Source organism: Martinezella calliandrae (genome assembly GCF_030272695.1).
Classification (GTDB): domain Bacteria; phylum Pseudomonadota; class Alphaproteobacteria; order Rhizobiales; family Rhizobiaceae; genus Rhizobium; species Rhizobium calliandrae.
Window position 1 is genome coordinate 67,586 of sequence record NZ_JARFYN010000012.1, and the last position, 25,535, is coordinate 93,120.

General features: G+C 59.9%; 22 protein-coding genes. 11 read left to right on the forward strand and 11 right to left on the reverse strand.

What is annotated here, in order from left to right; translation table 11 throughout:
- Nucleotides 1-3: 3 nt before the first annotated feature.
- From PY650_RS11745 to PY650_RS11755, 3 genes are all read right to left on the reverse strand, one after another.
- Nucleotides 4-984: a squalene cyclase gene (locus PY650_RS11745; RefSeq protein ID WP_285879411.1), complete on the reverse strand. Its 981-nt coding sequence runs from the start codon at nt 982-984 to the stop codon at nt 4-6.
- Nucleotides 985-1,089: 105 nt separating this feature from the next.
- Nucleotides 1,090-2,601 carry a glycerol-3-phosphate dehydrogenase gene (gene glpD / locus PY650_RS11750; protein ID WP_285879412.1) on the reverse strand — a complete coding sequence of 504 codons (1,512 nt, stop codon included), beginning with the start codon at nt 2,599-2,601 and terminating at the stop codon, nt 1,090-1,092.
- 118 nt (nt 2,602-2,719) lie between these two features.
- Nucleotides 2,720-3,493, reverse strand: a complete 774-nt coding sequence (locus PY650_RS11755; RefSeq protein ID WP_285879413.1) for a DeoR/GlpR family DNA-binding transcription regulator — start codon at nt 3,491-3,493, stop codon at nt 2,720-2,722.
- A 98-nt stretch (nt 3,494-3,591) separates the two neighbouring features.
- Between PY650_RS11755 and PY650_RS11760 the strand changes: the two genes are divergently transcribed.
- The 3 genes from PY650_RS11760 (at nt 3,592) to PY650_RS11770 (ending at nt 5,413) form a co-directional block, all read left to right on the forward strand.
- Entirely contained in the window at nt 3,592-4,362 is a 771-nt protein-coding gene (locus PY650_RS11760; protein ID WP_285879414.1) for an SDR family NAD(P)-dependent oxidoreductase, read from the forward strand.
- A 102-nt stretch (nt 4,363-4,464) separates the two neighbouring features.
- Nucleotides 4,465-4,803, forward strand: coding sequence for an ArsR/SmtB family transcription factor (locus PY650_RS11765; protein WP_285879416.1), 339 nt, complete (start codon nt 4,465-4,467; stop codon nt 4,801-4,803).
- Nucleotides 4,804-5,098: 295 nt separating this feature from the next.
- The gene (locus PY650_RS11770; RefSeq protein WP_285879418.1) at nt 5,099-5,413 is read left to right on the forward strand and encodes a hypothetical protein; all 315 of its coding nucleotides are present in this window, start codon (nt 5,099-5,101) and stop codon (nt 5,411-5,413) included.
- 561 nt (nt 5,414-5,974) lie between these two features.
- On the opposite strand, the gene PY650_RS11775 is transcribed toward PY650_RS11770, so the two are convergent.
- Nucleotides 5,975-6,448 carry a helix-turn-helix domain-containing protein gene (locus PY650_RS11775; protein WP_285879419.1) on the reverse strand — a complete coding sequence of 158 codons (474 nt, stop codon included), beginning with the start codon at nt 6,446-6,448 and terminating at the stop codon, nt 5,975-5,977.
- Nucleotides 6,418-6,639: a type 1 glutamine amidotransferase family protein gene (locus tag PY650_RS11780; RefSeq protein ID WP_285879421.1), complete on the reverse strand. Its 222-nt coding sequence runs from the start codon at nt 6,637-6,639 to the stop codon at nt 6,418-6,420. Before PY650_RS11780 ends, PY650_RS11775 begins: the two co-directional genes overlap by 31 nt.
- Nucleotides 6,640-6,777: 138 nt before the next feature.
- Between PY650_RS11780 and PY650_RS11785 the strand changes: the two genes are divergently transcribed.
- From PY650_RS11785 to PY650_RS11810, 6 genes are all read left to right on the forward strand, one after another.
- On the forward strand, nt 6,778-7,671 hold the full coding sequence (locus PY650_RS11785; RefSeq protein ID WP_285879423.1) for a LysR family transcriptional regulator: 894 nt from the start codon (nt 6,778-6,780) through the stop codon (nt 7,669-7,671).
- Between the two features lie 120 nt (nt 7,672-7,791).
- On the forward strand, nt 7,792-8,271 hold the full coding sequence (locus PY650_RS11790) for a formate dehydrogenase subunit gamma (RefSeq protein ID WP_285879424.1): 480 nt from the start codon (nt 7,792-7,794) through the stop codon (nt 8,269-8,271).
- Nucleotides 8,268-9,824 carry a formate dehydrogenase beta subunit gene (locus PY650_RS11795; protein ID WP_285879426.1) on the forward strand — a complete coding sequence of 519 codons (1,557 nt, stop codon included), beginning with the start codon at nt 8,268-8,270 and terminating at the stop codon, nt 9,822-9,824. Before PY650_RS11790 ends, PY650_RS11795 begins: the two co-directional genes overlap by 4 nt.
- Nucleotides 9,825-9,830: 6 nt before the next feature.
- Complete coding sequence (gene fdhF, locus PY650_RS11800) at nt 9,831-12,710, forward strand: formate dehydrogenase subunit alpha (RefSeq protein ID WP_285879429.1); 2,880 nt, start codon at nt 9,831-9,833, stop codon at nt 12,708-12,710.
- A gap of 274 nt (nt 12,711-12,984) precedes the next feature.
- A complete protein-coding gene (fdhD, locus tag PY650_RS11805) occupies nt 12,985-13,812 on the forward strand; it encodes a formate dehydrogenase accessory sulfurtransferase FdhD (RefSeq protein ID WP_285879431.1) in 828 nt (275 codons plus the stop codon).
- Entirely contained in the window at nt 13,802-14,059 is a 258-nt protein-coding gene (locus PY650_RS11810) for a formate dehydrogenase subunit delta (RefSeq protein WP_285879432.1), read from the forward strand. Before fdhD ends, PY650_RS11810 begins: the two co-directional genes overlap by 11 nt.
- A 235-nt stretch (nt 14,060-14,294) precedes the next feature.
- On the opposite strand, the gene PY650_RS11815 is transcribed toward PY650_RS11810, so the two are convergent.
- From PY650_RS11815 to rocF, 3 genes are all read right to left on the reverse strand, one after another.
- A complete protein-coding gene (locus tag PY650_RS11815; protein WP_120705731.1) occupies nt 14,295-14,771 on the reverse strand; it encodes a chemotaxis protein CheW in 477 nt (158 codons plus the stop codon).
- Between the two features lie 129 nt (nt 14,772-14,900).
- On the reverse strand, nt 14,901-16,103 hold the full coding sequence (gene rocD, locus PY650_RS11820; protein WP_285879433.1) for an ornithine--oxo-acid transaminase: 1,203 nt from the start codon (nt 16,101-16,103) through the stop codon (nt 14,901-14,903).
- An 18-nt stretch (nt 16,104-16,121) separates the two neighbouring features.
- Nucleotides 16,122-17,057, reverse strand: a complete 936-nt coding sequence (gene rocF, locus PY650_RS11825; protein ID WP_285879435.1) for an arginase — start codon at nt 17,055-17,057, stop codon at nt 16,122-16,124.
- A 186-nt stretch (nt 17,058-17,243) separates the two neighbouring features.
- Between rocF and PY650_RS11830 the strand changes: the two genes are divergently transcribed.
- Entirely contained in the window at nt 17,244-17,672 is a 429-nt protein-coding gene (locus tag PY650_RS11830) for an Lrp/AsnC family transcriptional regulator (RefSeq protein ID WP_120705729.1), read from the forward strand.
- Between the two features lie 195 nt (nt 17,673-17,867).
- On the opposite strand, the gene PY650_RS11835 is transcribed toward PY650_RS11830, so the two are convergent.
- The 3 genes from PY650_RS11835 to PY650_RS11845 all read right to left on the reverse strand — a co-directional run bounded on the left by PY650_RS11835 (nt 17,868) and on the right by PY650_RS11845 (nt 24,677).
- Complete coding sequence (locus tag PY650_RS11835; RefSeq protein WP_285879436.1) at nt 17,868-22,052, reverse strand: translocation/assembly module TamB domain-containing protein; 4,185 nt, start codon at nt 22,050-22,052, stop codon at nt 17,868-17,870.
- Between the two features lie 62 nt (nt 22,053-22,114).
- Nucleotides 22,115-24,040: an autotransporter assembly complex protein TamA gene (locus PY650_RS11840; RefSeq protein WP_285879438.1), complete on the reverse strand. Its 1,926-nt coding sequence runs from the start codon at nt 24,038-24,040 to the stop codon at nt 22,115-22,117.
- Nucleotides 24,041-24,401: 361 nt separating this feature from the next.
- Nucleotides 24,402-24,677, reverse strand: coding sequence for a YMGG-like glycine zipper-containing protein (locus tag PY650_RS11845; RefSeq protein ID WP_285879439.1), 276 nt, complete (start codon nt 24,675-24,677; stop codon nt 24,402-24,404).
- Nucleotides 24,678-24,972: 295 nt separating this feature from the next.
- On the opposite strand from PY650_RS11845, the gene PY650_RS11850 reads away from it, so the two are divergent.
- On the forward strand, nt 24,973-25,461 hold the full coding sequence (locus tag PY650_RS11850) for a (2Fe-2S)-binding protein (RefSeq protein WP_285879440.1): 489 nt from the start codon (nt 24,973-24,975) through the stop codon (nt 25,459-25,461).
- Nucleotides 25,462-25,535: the final 74 nt, after the last annotated feature.

Genomic DNA, 25,535 nt, shown 5'->3' on the forward strand with positions numbered 1-25,535 from the left:
GCGCTAGACTGTTCGGTGCCAACTCTCCCACCATCTGAGCACCCGCATTGCCCGTAAAGTGACCCACCGTGAGGGCTTGCCTTGTCCGTTGTCGACCTCGAACCACGCTCGTCCTGTGGGGCTCCAGTCGAGCGGCCATGTGCCGTTTTCCAGGCGTCTGGAACGAAGATGGTCGATCGCCTCCCCAAGTCGCGGATCTGCATCAGCGCCGGTCAGTATTGCGCAGAAGCGGAAGTAATCGAGGGCGCGCAGGATGTCATAACGCCAACGGTTGGGATGTACGAACCGCAGAAAGCGCTCGTCTGCGGGCTCGCCGGTGCCGAGACGGCGAAAGAGGTGGCGTTCCAAGAGATATTCTTGGCCCGACTTGCGCGCCTCTTTTGATGCAGGCGTGCCCCCGGTCGCGCGCTCGTGCTCCAGCAACCCCTCCAGCACGTTGATCGTGCTCGCGAAGGACGAACGGACCGAGCCGTTGATCCTCTCGCAATTCCAGCCGCCGTCTTTGAGACGCTCGCCCACGAGCCTGTCGACGATGGATGAGACGTCGATCCCGAAATAGGCGCCATCAGCAACGGTTCGGCCGTTGATGCATTCCTCGACTTCGCCCTCCCAGTAGGGCTGGCCGCCCTCATCCCAGCGCGAGTTTGCGCCGATCAATTCGACTGTTCGTTTTGCCCGCTCCGACGAGGGATCAAGACCAAACTCCCGCAACTGCGACAAGGAGAAGCTTGTGGCTGTCCACGGCTGACCGAGTTGATGCCACTCTCGGGAGTCGAAATTGCGTGGCAAAAAGGCGCCGCCCGCCCATTGGCCGTCGTCGTCCTGAAAAGAGAGAAGTCTGGCGCCCCAGCCCTCGGTCTCCACTTTGGCTCGCTCCGCTGCCCATTCCGATTCCGGGGCGTCGAGCAGGTCGCGCATCACCTGCCACCGGATCGACGGGTCAGAGTCGAGAAGCCAGTTGATTACCGCGCCAGAGTTAGTCATGCGAGCAAGCCTATCAGCAGATCGGGGCGACGCCTCTTTTAATGGCTTCCGTGGGTTCGCGCCAGCCGCGCTTACGAGGAATCCGGCTGGAGCTTGCGCAGCCACTCAGGCCTGGACGCGCGTGCCGGCCATATAGTCATCCAGCTTTGCGGCTTCGTCCTTCGAGAGATAAAGGCCCTTTTTCGAACGGCGCCAAAGAACGTCGGCGGCGGTGTAGGCCCATTCATGCGCCATGAGATAGCGGACTTCCGCCTCATAGAGATCGCTACCGAAGCTGCGGCCGAGATCGGCCGTGGTCTTCGCTTCTCCAAGAATCATCACGGCGCGGGTGCCATAACGGCGCACGAGTTGGCGCGCGTGCGGGTCGGCGAGGAAGGGATAGCGCCCCTTCAGCTTGGCAACCTCCGCCTCATAGCCGCGAACCGGGAAATCGCCGCCCGGAAGCGAGCTCTTGGCCGTCCACGGCATGCCCTTAAGGCCGAGGACCTCTCCGATCTTTTCCAGCGCATGTTCGCTTAAGCGACGATAGGTGGTGAGCTTGCCGCCGAACACGTTGAGCAAGGGTGCCTGTCCCTCCGCGCCTTCGACCTTCAGCACATAATCCCGCGTCGCTTCCTGAGCCTTGGAGGCACCGTCGTCATAAAGCGGGCGTACGGCGGAATAGGTCCAGACGATGTCCTCGCGTCGGACCGGCTCCTTGAAATATTCGCTGGCGGCGTTGCAGAGATAGATGGTTTCATCGTCGGAAATCGTCGCATCCTTCGGGTCATCCTTATAGTCGCGGTCCGTCGTGCCGATCAGTGTGAAATCCTGTTCGTAAGGGATGGCGAAGATGATGCGGTTATCCGGATTCTGGAAGAAATAGGCCCGCGGGTCGTCGAATTTCTTGCGGACGATGATGTGGCTGCCCTGCACCAGGCGGACATTATGCACCTGGTTCTTGCCAAACGCCTCGGACAGAACATGATCGACCCAGGGGCCGGCCGCGTTGACCAGCATGCGCGACCGGAACGCGCGCTTCCCGCCGGTGATGGTGTCCTGTGTTTCGATCGTCCAGGCGGCGCCATCGCGGCGGGCGGAAATCACCTTGGTCCGCGGCATGATGGTGGCGCCGCGATCGGCCGCGTCCCGGGCGTTGAGCACGACCATGCGTGCATCGTCCACCCAGCCATCTGAATATTCGAAAGCTTTTGTAAACAGCGCCTTCAGCGGTCTTCCCGCCGGATCCGTCTTCATGTTCAGCATCGCCGTCGGCGGCAAGAGCTTGCGGCCACCGAGGTGATCGTAGAAGAAGAGGCCGAGGCGGATGAGCCAGGCGGGGCGGATGCCGCCCTTGTGATAGGGCAGGACAAAACGCAGCGGCCAGATGATGTGCGGCGCCATCGCCCAGAGCACTTCCCGCTCCATCAGCGACTCGCGCACAAGGCGGAATTCGTAATGTTCGAGATAGCGCAGGCCACCATGGATGAGCTTGGTGGCGCCGGAGGAGGTGCCGGAAGCAAAATCGTTCATTTCCGCAAGCGCGACCTTGTAGCCGCGTCCGGCGGCGTCACGGGCGATTCCGCAGCCGTTGATACCGCCGCCGATAACGAAAATATCGTAGATCTGCTCGCTCACGCACGCCCCTCCGAAAGGACAGTCTTTTTGGGAAATGGAAAATTCGAAAATTAGTTCATCTAAAATGAAATCAAAACGAATGTCAAACGAACGTTTCGTGACGAAAACGGTAGGGTGATCAATTCTGGCGGCGCGAAGTTTCCACCAACCGAACGCCGTGTTCCGCCGCCGTGGCGCGAACCGACTCGACGCGGCATTCGTCGGTGATGAAGGTATGGACTTGCGAGAGATGGCCAATGCGCACCGGAGCGGTGCGTTCGAACTTGGTGCTGTCGGCCACCAAGATGACATGGCGGGCGTTGGCAATGATCGCCTGCGCCACTTTCACTTCGCGGAAATCGAAATCCAGAAGCGCGCCGTCAGCATCGACGGCCGAGGTGCCGATGACAGCGTAGTCCACCTTGAATTGTTTTATGAAGTCGACCGCCGCCTCTCCGACGATGCCACCGTCCGAGCCGCGAACGACACCGCCGGCAATGACGACCTCGATCGACGGGAAGATGCGTAATTTATTGGCAACATTGATATTATTGGTGATAACCATCAGTTCATGGTGGCCGAGAAGAGCCTCGCCGACTGCTTCAGTCGTCGTGCCGATATTGATGAAAAGGGAGGTATTGTTGGGGATTAGACCGGCGGCGGCTCGGCCGATCGCCTGTTTCTCGGGGGCGGCGATGGAGCGGCGCGCCTCGTATTTGACGTTTTCCGTACCGCCCGGAAAAATCGCACCGCCATGCACACGCGATAGAACGCGGCCGTCGCAGAGGTCGTTCAGGTCCTTGCGGATGGTTTGCGGCGTGACAGAAAAGCGAAGCGCCAGTTCCTCCACCAGCACGCGGCCCTCAGCCTTGGCGATTTCCAGAATCTCGGTCTGGCGCCCGGATAGGAACATTGTCGACGCTCCCTTTCTTTCGTTTTTCTCTCATCATATGATAAAGTGAAAATTCCGCAATTGCCGGCGCGCGGAATCTGCGACTTGGGGAGGTCATCGTGTTTCATCCGAAGCTATTCGAAAATCGCAATGTCGTGATTACCGGCGCCGGCCGCGGCATCGGGCTGGAGGTGGCGCGGCAGTTTCTTGATTGCAGTGCGCGCGTTCTCGTCCATGTCGGACGGGACGCCGGCCGCGAATTGCCCGATTTTCTGATGGAGGCCGAGCTCGATCGCCGCGCCTTTCTCGTTCCTGCTGATTTCACAAGCGAGAACGGTACGCGGCACTTTGCTCTCGCCGCCGCCGATGCGTTCGATCGCATCGATGTCCTGGTCAACAATGCCGGCACCATGGTAGGCCGCTTTCCGGCCGGCGAATTGACCGACGAATGGTATGACCGGATCGTTCAGCTCAACCAGACCTCCGTCGTCGAGGTAACAAGGGCGCTATTGCCGATGCTTCGGGCGGCGGGTCATGCGGCGATCGTCAACACGGTTTCGATCTCGGCTCTGACCGGCGGCAGCCCGGGATCGGCGATCTATTCCGCCTCGAAAGCCTTTGTCGCCACCTATTCGAAGGCTCTGGCGCGGGAGCTGGCACCGGACGGTATCCGGGTGAATTGCGTGTCGCCGGGAACCATCGCCACCGATTTCCACGAGCGCTATTCGTCGAAAGAAAAGCTTGAACAGACTCGCCGTTCTATCCCGCTGCAGCGTCTGGGCACGCCGGAAGATTGCGCGCCTGCTTATCTCTTTCTCGCTGCGCCCACGCTCTCCGGCTACATAACGGGACAGGTGATCGAGATCAATGGCGGACAGCTTATCTGCTGATAAATCGGACCTTTTTTGGTGTTACGCGACTATTTGAACCAGCTTCTGGACCCATAATATTATAGGGATATCTCTATGTGAGTTACCGCCTGAGGCTATCATATGTCGCTGTGTTCACCACTTGATGGTGCTGCCGAGCATAATGTTGAGGAACTGAGTGCGAAGGCTCAAAGGGCTAGCATCCTGTTGAAGGCTCTGTCGCACGAGACGCGTCTGATCATTCTTTTTATGCTGGCCAAGCGCGAAAAGACCGTGACGGAGATCGAGGAGCTTCTCGGTTTGCAACAAGCAGTGGTTTCGCAGCATCTGGCCCGGTTGCGGCTGGAGAAACTGGTTGACACGCGCCGTGAGGGCCGACTCGTTTATTATGCAGTCGCCAGTTCCGAAATCTGTAGCGTGGTCAATTCGCTGCAGGAAGTCTTCTGCAAGTCCAATTGCTGATTTATTGTTCCTGTCGGACAAGCGGCTGACGTCCGTCATAAACGGAACATGGGTTTGGCCCCTGCCGATCACGGATGTCCTCTCGAAGCTACAGATCCACGCGCCAGCCCCGGCGACGCCGGCGAAAGCGGCGTCTGCAAGCTGTTACGGACTTTCCTTTTATTCTGAAATGCGAACAGTCATTTCAGCAAATGCGGACAGTAAGTTAGGTTTTTGTCACAAAGACGATGCCACGGAAGGCTTAGTTAGGGGTTCCTCGGACAGCGATGTCGGAGGCTTGAATAAAGGAAACCCCATGAAGAAGATCATTATACTCGCGGCAATTGGATTGTTTTCCACAAACGCCGTAGCAATGTCCAGGCACGACTCCCAATCGCTCACCTGTTCAGCCGTTCATGAGAAGATGGCCCAAGACGGCGCGGTGGTGTTGCGACATCCCTCGCACGCGCACCCGGACATGATGATGTACGATCGGTATGTCACGAATTCGGTGGCATGCATCGGGCAAGGCGCGATGGGAACTGTCAGCGTCCCGACCCAAGACGACCCGAACTGCAAGGTGAAGGCCTGCGTCTTTGCCACTGGAAAAGGGCCGAATAAAAACCACTAAGGCGACTGGCTAAGTACGTGCTCTTTGCGTGGACAGCTGAAGTCGCGTCCATGCTGACAGAAAGCCGGGATTGCGATCCCGTCTTTTCAAAAGGTCCAGTCCCAGGATCGCTGAAAAGGCCCGGTGCTCCCAGCCGGGCCTTTTCGGTCCGACGGAAGCCCGGAAATGTCTGAAGCCTCGATTTAGCCTTCAATTCATCATCGTATCGTCAATTGCTTGACACGACAGTGTTATGCAATGGCGCTAATACTCCTAGTATAAGATAAGAAGGAGGACTGGCTCGTGTATCACAGGGAAATGACGATGTCGGAAGTTTTGCGAGATCCGATGATCCGGCAGATGCTCCGTGCCGATCGGGTATCGTTGAGCGAATTTGCAAAGCTTCTGGAAAAAGCCGCCCGCGCAAGAAACGCAGTTTCTGTCGAAGGGAGTGCGATACCGTTTATCCCTCGCGTTTTCGTCGAGCATCCTTGTGTTGGCGGTGAAGCGGGTCACTAAGCCTTTTTGGGCCAACAAGCGGATAGCCGCTGAAACAATTCAATCGCCGCAGCGTGGCTGCAATCAGCGCAGCTCCGCTCGAAGATAGCGTACGCCCCGTCCCAAGCGCTGGCGCAAGAGCGTTCTTAGTGTTGCTCCGTCGGCGTAGCCGACCTCGGCTGCGATAGCGTCGAGGTCAAGGCCGCTGTCGTGGAGAAGGGGTTGCGCGTGTTCGACGCGCAGGTCCTGGAAATAGGAAAGCGGCGATTTGCCGAGCACTGCTTTGCAACGACGTTGCAATGTGCATGCGCTCGTTGCTAGTGAACTGGCGGCTTCCTGCAGAGAGAACCCAGCCTGCAGAGAGAACCCAGCCTTCAGATGATCCCGCGCCCAGCGTTCGAAGCGCAGGACAAGCGGATCTGCCTGCGCCAGATGATTAGGGATGATATAGGGTGCTTGCAGGCTGCGAATATCGACGAACAAATAGCGTGAAACGACGGTCGCCAGTTCCGGGCTCGCCTTGCATATCAGCCAGAGAGCAAGGTCGAGATGCCCCAAGCCGCGCCGGCTGTGACGCCTATGTCGGTCGGCACGAGCATATGTGACTTGTCCAGTCGGACATTCGGGTAGCGTTGCCGGAACAGCGGCGCAAGCCACCCAGTCGTCGTCGCCTCGCGATGATCAAGAAGCCCGGCTTCCGCCAGAAAGAACGTCCCGATGCAGGACGCGGCGTTGAGGGCCTTGCGCATTCCATTTCGGCAACTGCGCCCGAACCTTCTTCATATCCAGCCGTTCCGCGATGTGCTGCCACACTGGGGGATGTTGCTGCCTTTCCAATGTTGCGCTCATGCCCCGGCCCATTTAACTGTCTCATTTGGGAGAGTTAAATGATCGACAAGCTAGAATTCTTCATCGCGCTTGCCAACCAGAAGCATTTCGGCCGTGCCGCCGAAGAATGCGGGGTAACGCAGCCGACATTGTCGGCCGCGATCAGGCAGCTGGAGGATCAACTCGGCGTCATGCTCGTCAGCCGCGGTTCGCGCTTTCAGGGACTGACGCCGGAAGGCCAGCGCGTGCTGGAATGGGCGCGGCGCATCGTCGGCGATACCAGGACCATGCGCGAGGAAATGCGGGCGGCGCGCAAGGGACTTGCCGGCCATATCCGGATTGCCGCCATTCCGACGGCGCTCGCCATGGTGCCGAGGATCACCGCGCCGTTTCAGGAGCGGCATCCCGACGTCACCTTCTCGATCACCTCGCGCAATTCGCTGCAGGTGTTGAGCCTGCTTGAAAATCTCGAGATTGATGCCGGCATCACCTATCTGGAAAACGAGCCGCTAGGGCGCGTCACCAGCGTGCCGCTTTATGCCGAGCGCTATCATCTGATCACGGCGGCCGGCAGCCCGCTGTCCGAGCGCACAAGCGTGACTTGGAAGGAAGTGGGTAATCTTCGGCTTTGTCTATTGACTGCCGACATGCAGAACCGCCGGATCATCAACCGGCATCTCTCAGAAGCCGGCGCGGACGTCTCGCCGACGCTGGAATCCAACTCGATGATCGTATTGTTCTCCCATGTCTTGACCGGACGCTGGGCGAGCATCATGCCGAAGAATGTCGCGGAATCCTTCGGCTTTCCCGCCGATATTCACAAGATTCCGATCACCGAGCCGATTGCCGAGCATCTTGTCGGTTTGGTGGCCACTCATCGCGAACCCTTTACGCCGCTCGTATCGGCATTGTTGCATGAAGCGCGATTACTCGCGGAAAGTGATAAAGATTGATAGAAATTTTCTATCGGTCGACGGGACTACATTATTGATCCTCCGGTTCTTCCCTGCGATTTTTGTTAGGTGAGCATGCATCGTCGCGTGTTTGCGGAGGAGAAGCCTGGGAGGCTGCTTATGAGTTTGCATCTTGGCTCGGGCGAGATCGCGGCCCGCGCCGGCGTCATCATCGACAGCATGAAGTCGATGGAAGGCCCGCTCCTGCCGATCCTGCATGGGATCCAGGCGGAATTTGGTTATGTGCCACAGGATACGCTGCCACTGATCGCCAAGGCCTTGAACCTGTCGCGCGCCGAAGTGCACGGCGTCATGACCTTCTACCATGATTATCGCGATCATCCCGCCGGCCGCCACGTCCTCAAGCTCTGTCGCGCCGAAGCCTGTCAGTCGATGGGCGGCGATGCCGTGGCGGAGCGTGTCAAACAGCTCCTCGGCATCGATTTCCACCAGACGACACCGGATGGCAGCGTGACGCTGGAACCGGTCTTTTGCCTCGGCCTCTGCGCCTGCGCGCCATCGGCGATGCTGGACGGCGAGCTCCATGGCCGGCTGGATGATGAGACCGCCAAAGAGCTGGTGATGGAGGCGCGCCGATGACGGTGAAGATTTACATTCCCCGCGATGCCGCCGCTCTTTCCCTCGGCGCCGAGAAAGTGGCGAAGGCTGTTGCGCAGGAGATCGCCAACCGGACCCTCGATGCGCAGATCGTGCGCAACGGCTCGCGCGGCATGTTCTGGCTGGAGCCGCTGGTCGAGGTCGAGGTCGATGGCATGCGTATTGGTTACGGGCCGGTGAAGGCCAACGACGTTGCCGTGCTTTTCGATGCCGGGCTGATCACCGGCGGCGATCACGCGCTCTGTCTGGGGGAGGTCGAAGACCTCCCATTCCTCAAGCAACAGACCCGTCTCACTTTCGCCCGCTGCGGCATCACCGATCCTCTTTCACTCGAAGATTACGAAGCTCATGGCGGCCTCAAGGGGTTGCGCCGCGCGACCGGCATGGCTGTGGCGGACATCGTGAAAGAAGTGACCGACTCTGGCCTGCGCGGCCGTGGCGGCGCAGGCTTTCCGACCGGCATCAAATGGAAGACGGTGCTCGACGCGCCGGGCGACCGCAAATACATTGTCGGCAATGCCGACGAGGGCGATAGCGGCACTTTCGCCGACCGCATGATCATGGAAGGCGATCCCTTCGTTTTGATCGAAGGCATGGCGATTGCCGGTTTGGCGACCGGCGCGACCAAGGGCTTCGTCTATACGCGCTCGGAATATCCGCATGCGATTGCCACGATGACCCAGGCCGTTGAAATTGCTAGAGCCGCCGGCATTCTCGGACCTTCTGTTCTCGGCTCCGGCAAGGCTTTTGATATGGAAATCCGTAGCGGTGCCGGCGCCTATGTTTGTGGCGAGGAAACGTCACTGCTCAACAGCCTGGAAGGCAAGCGCGGAGTCGTGCGCGCCAAGCCGCCGCTGCCGGCGCATAAGGGCTTGTTCGACTGTCCGACCGTCATCAACAACGTTATCTCGCTCGCCTCCGTCCCCGTGATCATGGACAGGGGCGCGGCCTTCTACCGCGATTTCGGCATGGGCCGTTCGCGTGGCACCATCCCCCTCCAGATCGCCGGCAACGTCAATCATGGCGGGCTCTATGAAACGGCCTTCGGCCTGTCGCTTGGCGATATCGTCGACAAGATCGGCGGCGGCACGAGGACTGGCAGGCCGGTGAAGGCGGTGCAGGTCGGCGGGCCGCTTGGGGCCTATTTCCCGCGCAAGCTCTTCGATACGCCCTTCGACTATGAGGCCTTTGCCGCGAAGGATGGGCTGATCGGCCATGCCGGCCTCGTCGTCTTCGACGACACCGCCGACATGTTGAAGCAGGCGCGTTTCGCCATGGAATTCTGCGCGGTGGAAAGCTGCGGCAAGTGCACGCCCTGCCGTATCGGCTCGATCCGCGGCGTCGAGACGGCCGACAAGATCGCACGCGGCATCGAGCCGGAAATGAACCGGGCGCTGCTTGCCGATCTCTGCAACACGATGAAATTCGGCTCGCTTTGCGCACTCGGTGGGTTCACGCCTTATCCGGTCATCAGCGCGATGACGCATTTCCCGGAGGATTTCTCTCCAGTCCCCCTGATTGAAGCGGCGGAGTAAGACCAGATGTCTCTTGTTTCCGAAATCGATTACGGCACGCCCGCCTCCCGCTCCGAAAACATGGTGACCTTGACCATCGACGGGCAGCAGATCACCGTGCCGGAAGGCACTTCGGTCATGCGCGCATCGAGAGAAGCAGGGATCATGGTGCCGAAGCTTTGCGCCACCGACATGATCGATGCTTTCGGCTCCTGCCGCCTTTGTCTGGTCGAGATCGAGGGAAGGGTAGGCACACCGGCCTCATGCACGACGCCCGTGGCGCCGGGCATGGTGGTGCACACGCAGACCGGCCGGTTGAAGGATATCCGCCGCGGCGTGATGGAGCTTTATATCTCCGACCATCCGCTCGACTGCCTGACCTGCGCCGCCAATGGCGATTGCGAGTTGCAGGACATGGCGGGCGCTGTCGGTTTGCGCGACGTCCGATACGGATATGACGGCGACAATCATGTTACGGCGCGCAACAATGGCGAGATCAATCTGAAATGGATGCCGAAGGACGAGTCCAATCCCTATTTCACCTATGATCCGTCCAAATGCATCGTCTGCTCCCGTTGCGTGAATGCCTGTGAGGAGGTGCAGGGCACATTCGCGTTGACCATCGAGGGCCGCGGTTTTGGCTCGCGTGTCTCCGCAGGCATGCACGAGAATTTCATCGACAGCGAATGCGTTTCCTGCGGCGCTTGCGTGCAGGCCTGCCCGACGGCGACATTGACCGAAAAATCGGTGATATCGATCGGCCAGCCGGAGCACTCGGTCGTCACCACCTGCGCCTATTGCGGCGTCGGCTGCTCCTTCAAGGCGGAGATGCGTGGCGAGGAATTGGTGCGCATGGTGCCGTGGAAGGATGGCCAAGCCAATCGCGGCCATTCCTGCGTCAAGGGTCGCTTTGCCTATGGCTATTCGACCCATAAGGACCGCATCCTCAATCCCATGGTCCGCGAGAAGATCACGGATCCGTGGCGCGAAGTCACATGGGAGGAGGCGTTTGCGCATGTCGCCAGCGAATTCAAGCGCCTCCAATATCAGTATGGCCGCGATTCCGTCGGCGGTATCACCTCGTCGCGCTGCACCAACGAGGAGACATACCTGGTACAGAAGCTGGTGCGCGCCGGCTTTGGCAACAACAATGTCGATACCTGCGCCCGTGTTTGCCATTCGCCGACCGGCTATGGCCTCGGCCAGGCCTTCGGCACCTCGGCCGGCACACAGGATTTCGACAGTGTCGAACATTCGGATGTCGTTATCGTCATCGGCGCCAATCCGACCGACGGCCATCCGGTATTTGGCTCGCGCCTGAAAAAGCGGTTGCGCCAGGGTGCGAAGCTGATCGTCATCGACCCCCGCCGCATCGACCTCGTGCGCACACCGCATGTTGAGGCGAGCTACCACCTTCCGCTGCAGCCGGGCACCAACGTCGCCATGCTGACGGCGCTGGCCCATGTTATCGTCACCGAAGGCCTGTTCGACGAGAAGTTCATCCGCGAGCGCTGCGACTGGTCGGAGTTCGAGGATTGGGCCGCCTTCGTCGCCGAGCCGCAGCATAGCCCGGAGGAGACGGAAAAGTTTACCGCCGTTCCCGCCGATCTCGTTCGCGGTGCTGCGCGTCTCTATGCCAAGGGCGGCAATGGCGCGATCTATTACGGGCTCGGTGTCACCGAGCATAGCCAGGGCTCGACCACGGTCATGGCGATCGCCAACCTTGCTATGGCGACGGGCAATATCGGCCGTCCGGGTGTTGGTGTGAACCCTCTTCGCGGGCAGAACAATGTGCAGGGCTCTTGCGATATGGGGTCCTTCCCGCATGAGCTCACGGGCTATCGCCATATTTCCGACGACGCCACACGCGAGGTCTTCGAAAAGCTCTGGGGCGTGAAGCTCGACAAGGAGCCCGGCCTGCGCATCCCGAACATGCTGGATGCCGCCGTCGACGGCACTTTCAAGGGCCTTTACATCCAGGGCGAAGATATTCTGCAGTCCGATCCGGACACCAAGCATGTCGCGGCCGGTCTTGCAGCCATGGAATGTGTCGTCGTCCACGATCTCTTCCTGAACGAGACAGCCAATTACGCGCACGTCTTCCTGCCGGGCTCGACCTTCCTGGAGAAGGACGGGACCTTCACCAATGCCGAACGACGCATCAACCGCGTGCGCAAGGTGATGAGCCCGCGCAATGGCTATGCAGACTGGGAAGTTACGCAGAAGATGGCACAGGCGATGGGTCTTGGCTGGAACTACACGCATCCGTCCGAGATCATGGATGAGATTGCCGCAACGACGCCGACCTTCGCGCTGGTCTCCTACGATTATCTGGACAAGATGGGCTCCGTGCAGTGGCCCTGCAACGAGAAGACGCCACTTGGCTCGCCGATCATGCATGTCGATGGTTTCGTGCGCGGCAAGGGCAAGTTCATCCGCACCGAATATGTCGCGACCGATGAACGCACCGGCCCGCGCTTTCCGTTGCTGCTTACCACCGGGCGTATCCTCAGCCAGTACAATGTCGGTGCGCAGACACGTCGCACGGAAAATGTCGTCTGGCATGCCGAGGACCGGCTGGAGATCCATCCGCACGATGCCGAACAGCGCGGCATCCGCGATGGAGATTGGATCAAGCTCGCCAGCCGCTCGGGCGATACGACGCTGCGAGCACTGATCACCGACCGAGTTGCCCCCGGCGTCGTCTACACGACCTTCCATCACCCCGACACGCAAGCGAATGTCATTACAACAGACTATTCCGACTGGGCAACCAACTGTCCGGAATACAAGGTAACGGCGGTGCAGGTCTCGCCGTCCAACGGCCCGTCGCAATGGCAGATCGACTATGACGAACAGTCACGGCAGTCTCGGCGGATTGCCGGGAAAATGGAGGCTGCGGAGTGAGGTTGAGCGCGGGGAAAGACACCCCCTCCTATCGCTTTCGCGACATCTCCCCCACATGGGGGGAGATCGTTAACCTGTGGCGCTCTCCTCGCAACATAGTGAACATTATCCTCGCAGAAACGTTGTCTTTGGGTGTTATAGCGCGCAGCGAATTTCTTAGACCGATCGCCCCCCTTGTGGGGGAGATGTCACGGAGTGACAAAGGGGGGTATACACGCTCCACCAACGCCAAAGTCTATGGCGCTGCACAAAAAATTGCCGGTATCGCAGCCATATGACCCATTTCAAACCTACCATCACCGTCTCCGAAACTGCCCGCCGCAACGGCATTGTCCACTCCGGGTCGCGCATCGTGCCGGAAGAGGTACCGATCGCTTTTTCCTATGGCGGCACGTCCCATGCAGTCATGATGGGAACGCCTGCCGACATTGAAGATTTTGCGGTTGGATTCAGTCTGAGCGAGGGCATCATCACCAATATCGATCAGATCGCGGCGATCGAGCCTGTCGAGGGTGAGCAGGGGATCGACGTGCAGATCGCCTTGATCGATGACGCGGCTGGTGCGTTGCGTGTCCGGCGGCGGCATATGGCCGGGCCTGTCGGCTGCGGCCTCTGCGGCATCGAATCGATCGAGCAGGCGGTGCGCAAGGTGCCTGATGTTTCGGGCGTTTCGCTAAAGGTTGCGCACGAGGACATCGTCAAAGCCGTGGCTCTGTTGACCGATGCCCAGCTGTTGAACCGCGAAACGCGGGCCGTGCATGGCGCGGGCTTCTATGTTTCAGGCAAGGGTCTGCTTTGCGTGCGCGAGGATGTCGGGCGACACAATGCGCTGGACAAGCTCTGCGGTGCCGTCATCCGTTCCGGTCACGAAGGCGCGGAGGGCGTGGTAGCCGTCACCAGCCGGTTGTCTGTCGAGATGGTGCAGAAGGCGGCGATGTTGGGCAGCTCCGTCCTCATCGCCATTTCCGCGCCGACGGCACTCGCCATCCGCACGGCCGAGGAAGCGGGCATGACGCTGGTAGCGCTGGTGCGCGGCGACGATTTCGAGATTTTCACCCATCCGCAGCGCATTACTCCAGGGAGCATCGCCGATGTCGCCTGACGACACATCTCACGGCAAGACCGCGACCAAGCTCGTCTATATGGCGAACCAGATCGCCACCTTTTTTAAGACGCAGCCGGCCAGTGAAGCGGTGCAGGGGGTCGCGACGCATATCAATAAATTCTGGGAGCCGCGTATGCGGCGGCAGTTTTTCGAAATCATTGATAATGGAAACAGTGGATTGGATCCCCTGGTGCTTGAGGCAGTCCCGTTGATCCATAGGCCCGAGCCGGTCAGGCAGGACTGATCCGGCTTATTGTCGGCTATTTACAATGAGACAATGGACAGTTGGAATCTGTCCACGACTGCTATTCAAGATAGAATAGCTGGAAGCTCCGTTCCGAAATTCAATCATTAATTGTCCTTGACGGCCGCGACGACAGCCGTCGGCTCCATTCATGGCATGCCGCTTGCATGACTAAAACCGCCTGGAAAACCGGGCTGCTGTTTTACTCATGGAGAGTGGAATGAAAAACAGGCGCTTAAGCGGCGAGTTCTTCCGCTTCGTTTTCCTTGAACATCTTGGCGAGGTTCAGGAAGCAGATCATGCCGCTTTCGGTGGCAATGATGCCTTCGCAATAGGCGCGATCGAAGGAGGCGGTGACTTCGGGGACTGGCTGCACCTGGCTCGAGGAAATCGTCAGGATGTCGGAGACGCGATCGACCAGCATCCCGATGACCATGTTATGCACTTCGGCGACGACGATGGCGCTGCGTTCATTGGCGACCGTGCTCTTCATGCCAAGCTTGTAGGCGAGATCGATGATTGGGATGACTGAGCCGCGCAGATTCATGACGCCGATGACATCGGCGGGCGCATGCGGGATCGGCGTGGACGGCGCCCAGCCGCGGATTTCGCGGATCGTGGTGGTCTTGACGCAGAACTCCTGATCATGAAGCCGGAAGGCAATGATCTCCAAAGTGTCACCGCTGAAGCTGGTGGAATTGATCGTGGCCATGAACATTCTTCCCATTGTGGCGTGGCGCCAAAACTGGCGCGCTGTCATGACGATAGCGCAAGAATGTTGCTCAAACCTAAACCCGTGGAAGGGATTCCGACAGGATATGGCCACTTCCAGGGTTCTGGCCTATTTGGCCAGAACCTTGTCGATCTGTTCCAACGCCCAGTCGACCTGATTGTGGGTAATGACGAGCGGCGGCGCGAGGCGGATGGTGTTGTCGTGCGTATCCTTTGCAAGCAGGCCGAGATCCTTGAGCTGAGAACAATATTGCCGCGCACCGCCGGCTTCCGGCACCAGCTCGACAGCCATCATCAGGCCGCGGCCGCGAACCTCCTTGATGATATTCGAGCGGATCGAGCGCAGGCCTTGGAGGAAATAGTCGCCCATGACGGCGGCGTTCTCGATCATGCCTTCCTCGGTCAAGACGCGCAGCGCGGCGCGAGCGACGGCGCAGGCAAGCGGATTGCCGCCAAACGTGGAGCCATGCTGGCCGGGCTTCAAGACACCAAGCACTTCGGAATTGGAGAGCACGGCGGAGACGGGATAGAAGCCGCCCGACAGGGCCTTGCCGATCAGCGTCACGTCGGCCTCGATGCCCTCATGTTCTTCGGCGAGCAGCTTGCCGGTGCGGCCGAGGCCGGTCTGGATCTCATCGAGGATGAGAGTGACGTTGTTGGCTGTGCACAGCTCGCGTACACGGGTGAAATAGCCGGGAGCGGGGATGATGACGCCGGCCTCGCCCTGGATCGGCTCAATCAGCGCGGCAACGGTATTTCCGTTGATTGCGGCGGCAAGTGCATCGGCATCGCCGAAGGAGACAATGCGGAAACCCGGCGTATAGGGGCCGAAGCCGGTGCGGGCATCCGGATCGGTGGAGAAGCTGATGATGCTGAGCGTCCGGCCATGGAAATTGTTGGAGCAGACGATGATCTCCGCCCGGTTTTCGGGGACCCCCTTTACCTCATAGCCCCATTTGCGCACGGCTTTGATCGCCGTTTCGACGGCCTCGGCGCCGGAGTTCATCGGCAAGATCTTGTGCGAACCGGTCAGCGCCGCCAGCTCCTCGTAAAGATAGGCGAGCTGATCATTGCGGAAAGCGCGTGAGGTCAGCGTTAGCTTGCCGGCCTGCTCGATCGTCGCTTCGCGGATCTTCGGGTGGCAATGGCCCTGGTTGACCGCCGAATAGGCTGACAGGCAATCAAGGTAGCGCTTGCCGTCGGTGTCCCAGACATAGACGCCTTCGCCACGGGTCAGCACAACATCGAGCGGTTTATAGTTGTGGGCGCCGAGGCGCTGTTCGGTCGCAATCAGATCGTTTGGTTCGCTCATCATCATTTACCCCCAGAACTATGCCGCCCTTGTCGGGCGATCGAAAATGCGCCGTCCGAACAGGCTCGCCGCCATCTCCACCAGAACGCGGGCGCTCTTGCCGCGGTCATCGAGGAATGGATTGAGCTCAACCAAATCGAGCGACGAAACGAGGCCGCTGTCGGACAACATTTCCATGATGAGATGCGCTTCGCGGAAGGTCGCGCCACCCGGTACGGTCGTTCCGACACCCGGCGCGATGTCCGGATCGAGAAAATCGACATCGAAGCTGACGTGCAGCAGGCCGTTTTCGGCGCTGATCATGTCGAGCACTTGGCGCATGATTGCAGCCACGCCCTGTTCGTCGAGGGAGCGCATATCGAAGACGTTGACGCCGTGCTCGCGGATTTCTTGGCGTTCGTGCGGATCGACGGAGCGGATGCCGACCTGGAAAACCTTCTTCGGATCGACCAGCGGCCGGTCGGCCGGCAGGATGTCCGCAATCTCCGCTTCGCCGCAGAAGAAGGCGACGGGCATCCCATGAATATTGCCCGACGGCGATGTAGTCGGGGAATTGAAGTCCGAATGCGCATCCAGCCAGAGCACGAATAGCGGTCGGCCGACCTCAGCCGCATAGCGCGCCATGCCGGAAACGCTGCCCATGGAGAGGCTGTGATCGCCGCCGAGGATCAGCGGGAAGCCGCCTGAGGAGGCGACTTCGTAGACCTTGGCCTCGAGAGCACGGGTGAACGCACCGACGATTTTTAGATTATGCGCCTTCGGAAGGTCCGGCAAATCCGCCGCGGGGGCCGGATGCAGGTCACCGCTGTCCGTGACACGGTGGTCGAGCTCGGTCAGCATCGTCTCGATGCCAGCAATGCGCAGTGCCGTCGGGCCCATGCCCGCGCCCCGGCGGCCGGAGCCTTCTTCAAGCGGTACGCCGATCAGCGTAATGGATGTGGATTCTACGTTCATCAGCGGCGCCCCCATCAGTGCAATACCCTGAAAAATGCGAAACGATTTTCGGAAAGACTCAAGATATAAATCGGCTGTTGATCTCGATTATCGGCCGCGGAGATGACAGCAAAAAGATGGAAAATTGTCGAAAATCGACTAGTCTCCTACAGATTGATTAGTGCCATTTATCAGAATGATAAACCCATGGACGATCTCGACCGTGACCTCCTGAGCGCTCTGCGCCACAATGCCCGCACGTCCGTCTCGTCGCTTGCGGCAGCGACCGGCGCCTCACGCGCCACAGTGACCGCGCGCATCGAACGGCTGGTCGACAACGGTACTATCACCGCCTTCACTATCAGAACCGGCCATGAAGCCCGTTCTGCCGGCGTGCGCGCCATCGTCATGATAGAGGTGCTCGGCAAGATGGCGGACAAGGTCGCCGAACAGCTTCGCGGTCTGCCTCAGGTAAGGGCTCTGCACAGCACCAACGGCAAATGGGATTTCATCGCTGAGCTGGAAGACCGCGACCTTGCCTCCTTTGACGAAACGCTGCGCCGAATCCGGCTGATCAATGGCATCAATACGACTGAATCTAATATTCTGCTGAAGACCAGCAAGATGGGATTTTAGGTCTTTCTTTCCAAGGAAGCATCACCGCCCTCGCCCTTCGAGGGGCAGAGAGTGAGCACTGGTCTCTTGCATGCGCCCGAAACCCTGTCCACCTCAGCCTGAGGTGCTTTGGCGCTTGAGCAACAGCGAATGCTGCAGGGCATCAAAGCGCGAGGTTAGCGGCATACTGCCTTGGGCGGAAGTCGTGTGATCTCCTCAATACTCATGCTCGTAGACGATGCCGGCTTCGCCCGCGCCGTTCGAACCGGCCGCTCCCCTGAGCTTGACGCCGCTTCCGACGTCGAAATTGATGATCGCCTTGGTGTTGTTGGCGGCGCCCTGCTGCAGCTCGATATAGGTGCGCTTGTTCAGATATTTTCCTGCGCCCACCTGCGCCTGGCCCCGTGCGTCCGTCGTGATGTCGAGATCGTCGACGCCGAGATGGCTGCGTAGGCCCTCGAACAACGAGGTGGAGCGGCCGCCGGCGAGCTGGCTAGCGGCATCGGCGAGCTGGGCAATCTGGAGGGCCGAGAGCCTCGACATCGATTGTCCAAAGATCAGTTGCGCCAGCACCTCGTCCTGTGGCAGGGCAGGGGAAGAGGAGAAAATGATCCTTGGATCGGTGGCCAAACCGGTGACATGGACGGTGATGGTGGTGGAGCTCACGCTCGACGTGGCCTCCATGTCGAGGGCAGGCGTCAAGTCGCCACCGAAGGTGATCCTGCTGGTATTGGTGAAATCCAGGCGGCGGCTGAGGATAGTGAGGCGCCCGCGCCTCATGGTGAAACCGCCAGAGACGATAGGATCGGCCGCGGTGCCGCGGACGGTGATGCTGCCGCCGAGTTCCGCATCGATGCCGCGGCCACGAACGAAAATCTGCGAAGGTGCGTCGAGTTGCAGGTCAATGCCGAGGGTGGTGGATTTATTGCGTGGGCCTTGTGGCTGCCGGCCCTTGAACTGAGCAGTGACGGCTGCCGGCGCGTTCCTGTGTCTGATGTTGATCTGCGAAAGCGAGGCTGGAAGCTTTTCCGGCACTGTAATGGATGCCTTCGCGAGCTTCAGATTGCCCGTAAGTACCGGGGCGGTCAGAAGCGGTCCCCTGATGCCGAGCGTGCCGTTGATGGTTGCGGTCACCAGCGTGCCGTCGACATAGGTGGCGTTGTTGAACCTCAACTGGATATCGGCCGGAAAGCCGCTGTTCGGGGCGATGCCAATCGTGCCGCTTGCGGATATGCTGCCGCCGCTAGCGAGATTGCCGTTGAACCGCGAGATCACCGCCTGCCTGCCGTCAAGCGCGACGGTGATGGCGAGACCGTTGAGAGTGAGGTTGCGGCGGACATCGACGAGCCTCGCGCCATCGCTGGAGACCGAGCCTGTGACGATGGGCGCCGCCGTCGTGCCGGCGATCTGCAGATCGAGCCTTGCTGCGCCCGTCATGCTCAGGCCCTGGGCGGCAAGTTGTCCCGCCATCGCTTCGAAAGGCAGCGTGCCGGAAAACCTCAACCCCAAAGCCTTGCTACCGGCGACAGCAACCGTGCCACCGCCATTTAGCACCAGGCCGTTCTGGCCGGTCAAGTTGGTGTCGATGGTGATGGTATTGTTGGCGAACTGGCCGTTCGCCCGGATGCCGAGAGGACCGAGGCCGGCCGATCTCGTCTGGCTGGTCGCCGCCCCCGACCAATTGGCCTGAAAGCCGACGACGGGTGAGGCGGGCCTGCCGGTCACCGTCACTCTGCCGGAGATCGTGCCTTCGGCGGCAAGCGTCGGTGCGAAGACGTTGGCGAGGCTGGCGGGCAGGTTGGCGATTTCAGCCGTGATGTTCAGCGCTTGTCCAGCGGTGCCGTTGACCGTCACCGAACCGCCGCCGGTCTGGATGATGAGGCCGTTCAACGATGCCGTGCCATCCTTAATGGTGATCTTGGTCGGTGAGGCCAGTTTAACCGGGATTGTGCGCGGCGCGCCGGCGAAATTGTCGAGGCTGACAACCGTCTGGCCACCACCGGTTTCGACATTGCCATTGGCCGTCAGCGGCGCATTGTCATAGTTGGATTTGAGATCGAAAACCGTGCGGCTGCCCTGCTGCGTGAAGGTCAGCGCGAGATCGGCAATACGATTGGCGCCCGAGGCGATGGCATCGGCGCGGATGCTGCCATTGGCGGAAAAGGCCTTGAGATCGTCGACGGTCAGCGCGATGGCAGGCTTGGTGATCGAAAGATCGTCGCGGCGGATGCCGCTGCCGTTGGCGTCGACCTTCAGGCCGATCTTGCCGTTGGCGCTGGCGAGATCGACCGCGCCTTTGAGGTCCCCTTCAGCTTTCTGCCCGGCCAGGGCGGCGAGTAAGCTGAGGTCGGGAAGATCGAAGTTCAATGTGCCTGACGGTTCGAAACTCGGCGATAAATCCAGCTTGCCCTGCAGCTTGTTGGGGCCGACTTCGACGGCAAGCGTCGGGATGCTGGTGCGGCCGTTCTGCGAGGCGGCGTTGGCAGTGATGCTGATCGGTTTGCCCTCGATGGCGCCATTTGCCTGTACGTTTGCCTGGGGCGCATTCGGATCGGCCGTCCCGGTCACGGCGATATCGAGCGTATCCAGCAGGCGGCCGGCAAGCTTGACATTGACGGCCTTAACCGTCGCTTCGAGATCGAGTGCCCTTAGCTGCCCCTTGGTCTTCAAAGCGATGTCAGCCTGTCCCTCCGCATTCGGCACAAGCTTGGAAAGATCGAGCAGTCTGCCGGTGATATTCGATGTCAGCGTCTGGCCATCGAGCGCGGCATTGCCGGCGATCTCGCCAATGTTGGATTTCACAGCCAGGTTGGAGAGGTTCATTTTCGTCGGCAAGGTGCCGGCGACCTGACCTTCAAGCGAGATCGTTCCCTCGAACTTGTCAGACACGCCGTCCGGCAGCACGGCGGGCAGCGCGAAGATCTTGAAATTGCCAGTCAGCGCCTTCGACGACAGCGTATATTTGCCGTTGATGGTGCCGCCGATGCTGGCGCTCTCCAGCGTCGTGTTGTTGAAGCCGATCATGTCGGGCGAAAGCTGAAGAGGCGCCGTCAGCGCGACCGGCGCACGGATCAGTCGGTTGAGATCGGGGCTGATGAAGGCGGTCTGGCCGATGACGAGGCGAAGCTGCAGCGGGCCGGACCCATTGGTCAGGTTGAAGGCGTCGCTCTTGGCGCTGAGATTTACCTGGCTGATCTGGCCTTGTGGCGTGCTGGCGCTATCGAGCGATGCTTTGGCATCGATCTTCACGGACTGCGCAGCGCCCGTCAGCGCGACGTCGACACGGGAAATCATTGCCCGTACCTCGCCGGTTTCCATCGGCCAGCGGAAATCGACGGGGCCTGATGTACCGAGCAGGTTGGCGTTGAGGCTGTTATTGCCTGCGGGATCAAGCGTGCCCGAGGCGGCGATGACAACGCTGCCGGTGGCGAGATTGCCGGTCTGGATGTCGATCTTGCCCTTGCCGTCGAAGGTGGCGGAAAGGTCTATCGTCGTCTGGCCGGCGAAGAGGGGGCGGAAGGTCGGGGGCAACAGCGAATCGACGTCGCCGCCGCCCTTGACGTCGATATGGTGGAGCCCATCGACGGAAATGGCGTGATGGCCATCGATCGACACCGTCGGCCTGCCATCGAGCGCGGCTTGCAGCTTGCCCGCCCAGTTCGACAGGGGGCCTTCGCCGGAAAGGTTTATATTGATCGCCGGGCCGCCCGGCAGATGCAGCATGCCGGCCAACATGCCGTCTCGCGGTTCAGCGATTTCAGCCTTTAGGTTGAGCCGGTTTTCGGCCGGTGCGAAAGCAATATTGGTGGAGAGCTTGGCGTCGGGGACGTCCTGGCGATTGGCATCCAGGATGAGGTCGACACTGTTGCTATTCGCCCTGACGCTGCCGTTGGCGGCGAGCGCGAAATCCTGGCCGGCCACGGCTTGCCCGACACGAAGATTCGGCAGTGCAAAGGCGCCGATATCGACCGCGATCGGCAGAGAGAAGCCTTTGCTCCCAGTCGTCGCTGCTTGCGGCTGCGCCGTCACGGTCGTGACCGGCAAGCGTTGAAAATCCACGGTGCCCGCGGCAACACGACCGGCATGGAAAGTGCCCGTCAGCAGCGAGACCGGGGACCAGTCGATGGCGAGATCCTGAACTTTCGCGAAAGTGCCTTTCGCGTCGGCAACGGTGATCGAGCCGACCCGCAGGTTGCCGGTCAGGAGCCCGGACGGCTCGGTGATCGTGATGGTGTGGTCGGGTGTGGAGACGAGCTTCGCCACCTGATCGACGGCATAAGCGGTCGCGGCGGGCACGAAGCCGACAACCAGCACGGCGGCGATCGCAAGCACGAGGATTGCCACAATCGCATAAGCGACGAGGCGCACCAATCTGCCGAGAATTCGAATCAACGTGCTCATGAGAGCGACAGTAACCTCAATTTTGTAACCGCGTGCTGAACCGTCCCCGACTGTACGGCTTGTCAGAAGGCTTGGCCTATGCCGGCGTAGATACCGTATGCCGTGCCGTTTGGATATTTATTGAGTGGGACGGCAACGTCGAGCCTGATGGGCCCGAAGGGCGTAGCGTAACGCACACCGACGCCCGCGCCAATGCGAACATCGGAAAAGTCGGGAAAAGTGCTGCCGGTGACGCTGCCCATATCGACGAAAGGCACGATGCCGAACTTTTCGGTAATCTTGACGCGAGCTTCGATCGAGGCAGTGGCATAGGAGCGGCCACCGAGTGCGTTGCCGTGGGAATCGTAGGGCGTGATTTCCTGATAGGCGAAGCCGCGTACCGAGCCGCCGCCGCCGGCATAGAAACGCCGGGTCGCCGGAATGTCCGCGATACTGTTGGCGCCGATCAGCGAACCGAGGGAAAGCTTGCCGGCGAAGATGACATTATCGGTGGCGCCGACGCCCTGATAGCCGGAAATCGAACCCTCGAAAGAGCTGAACACTGAGCCGCCCATGGTTTCGTAACTCGGCGTGGCGCCGATCGACGCGCGGTAGCCTTGAGTCGGGTCAAGTTTGTTGTCGCGCGTGTCCCTGACATATTCGAGCGGGATCGCCACCGTCAGGAAGGTTTGTTTGCCATAGGCGTCGGTGGTGTCTTTCTCATAGCTCACTTCGCCGCTGCCAGAGATGGTATCTTGATCGGTGAGCTCATAGGCAAGGCCGGCGTTCGCGGTGATGGTATCGGCATCGTAGGCATCCGGATGCAGGCTTTGCATCTTCAGGCCGGTGGTGAAAGTCGCCGAGGGATAGAGGGTCGCGGGTCGGACATAGGTAATACCGGCGCTATAGTCGAGCTTGCCCACGTCGGTTGTTTCGCCGATACGGGAGACCGATCCGTCGATACGCAGCGAATCCGCCCGGCCGGTCAAGTTGCGATGGCCCCAATAGCCCTGCAGACCGAAGCCGTCGATGGTGGAATATTGTGCGCCGAAGCCGAAAAAGCGCTGCTTGCCTTCCGACACTTCGATGGTCACGGGAAGGCTGCCGTCCGGCGCCAATTTGTCGGCCTCGCGGACGGTGACGCTGGAAAACACACCGAGCTTGCGCAGGCGGTCGGAGGCTTTCTTCAGTTCGTCCGGCGAATAGGGCTTGCCCTCGTTGATGCGGGCGTAGCGCTTGATGAAATCCGGATCGACCGACTTCTGGCCGGTGACGCCGACATTGCCGATGGGTGCCATCGGGCCGCTGTCGACCCTCAGCATCACATCGACTTTCTGGGTGTCGTGGTCGGCGACGACATCGCGCTTGGTCAGCTTTGCAAGCGGATGACCCTGATTCTTGAAGTCGGCAACGATATTGTCGCCGGCTTTGAGAATGGTCAGCGAGCCGGCATCGCGGCCGGGTACGAGCCCGTATTGGGCAGGGTCGACGCGTTTCGCATCGCCGAGCAGGCTGATCTTGCCAAGCGTGAAGACCGGGCCGGGATCGACGGAGATGGTCACGGCCACAGGCTGAGAACGGCTGAAGCTCGGGTTCGGCGGCAGCGCGTCAATGTTCGTGCCATTGATCGTTATAGTGACCACGCCGCCGTAAAGCGCTTTTTCGTAGAGGGTGGCGATTAGCCGATCGCGATCATCGCGCGCCTTGATGACGACACCGAGATCACCGGAGACTGGGGTCTTCTGGTCGGAGACTAGCATGGAGCTCGCGGTCAGAGCCTCTTTGAGATCCTTATCGAGATTGTCCGTCTTGAAATTGACGGTGTAATGAACGGGGTCAGAAACCTCGTTTACCGTCTCGTCTTCGCCCCAGAGCCTCATGCCGAACAGCTTGAAAGCAAGTGCGTTTCCAGCATAGAGCGGGCCGAGCGCAACCATTGCCGCAACCGCCACCACGGTGCCTGCTCGCCGATACGCAATACTCTTTCTCGGGCCGGTTCTTTTACGCATACGCCGCTTTACGGTTATATAAGAATTTTCTCAGGTTGGCGTTTCCCCCGGGTTAACGCGCGGCCACCATAGATGCAAAAGCGTCCTGCGTGTACCACTTTGGAGTCAAAAACCTGCAAAGGACCGCTTCCGAAACGAAAAATCCCGGATTTACCTCCGGGACTTAGGGCAATCTCGGCGGTGTAATCAAAGGGGATTATGGTCGCGTTGTTGCCGTCACAGCGTTCGATCCAGCGTTGAAATCGACCAAATATGAGTTGGTAGGGCAGATTTTTATCGCCTCAGAGATGAGGAATTGAGGGCCGGAATAAAAAAATCCCGAGCTTTTGCCCGGGACTTCCGTATGTCGATCCGCAATCGATCAGTAGCTGCGATAACCACCGCGTGGGCAATCGTCGATATAGCGACGGCCATAGCGGTCACGGTAGTAGCACTGGCCAGGCTGTTCAGCGACGCTACCGATAAGCGCACCCGACACACCGCCAATCGCGGCGCCGACGGCTGCACCGCGGACATTGCCGGAGACGGCGCCGCCGATGATGGCACCGGAGGCAGCGCCGATACCGGCGCCTTGTTCAGTCGGGGTGCAGCTTGCGATAGACAAGCCGACCAATGCGAGCATAAGAGCTTTCTTCATTCATTCTCTCCAACGTTATTTAAGCCGGCACTCCGGCAACGCCGTCCCAATTTTCCAGCTCCACCACGATGGGCTGTCCTTGCAGTCCTGCAGCTAGGAAGAAATATCGTGCAAAATATGTTTGTCTACTGGGCACTTGCGGTTTTTTTGGTGGTAAACTGGCGACGTCTATATTCGGTAAACAAAGAAATGGCGCGGAGAGAAAATCCACCCTCTTCCTAAAGTAGAGGTTGATCGCACTTCAAAAAAGTCAAATGATGGCTGCTGCCTCTGGAGGAGAGGCGAGGAGGAAAATATGGCAAAAGTGACGTTGACGGTGAACGGCCGGACAGTCAGCGGCGAGTGCGAGGATCGCACGCTGCTCGTCCATTTCATAAGGGAAAAACTCGGTCTGACGGGAACCCATGTCGGCTGCGACACCACCCAATGCGGCGCCTGCGTGATTCACATGGATGGCCAATCGGTCAAGAGCTGTTCGGTCCTTGCCGTGCAAGCATCCGGCTCTGCTATTACAACCATCGAGGGTTTGGCGGCCAATGGCGAACTGCATCCCGTTCAGGCTGCTTTCAAGGAGCACCACGGCCTGCAGTGCGGCTTCTGCACGCCCGGCATGGTGATGACGGCTGTCGACATGATCAATCGCCACGGCGGCGCGCTAGACGAAAAGACAGTGCGGGCCGAACTTGATGGCAATATCTGTCGTTGCACCGGCTACCACAACATCGTCAAGGCAGTCCTTGCTGCCAATGCCGAGATGCACGCCGCCAAACAGGCGGCTGAATAAGATTTCACCGAGATTGTCTGGCGAACGCCAATGACTGTTATCTTGGCGAATTGCCAGGCCCGGAACCCCAATGG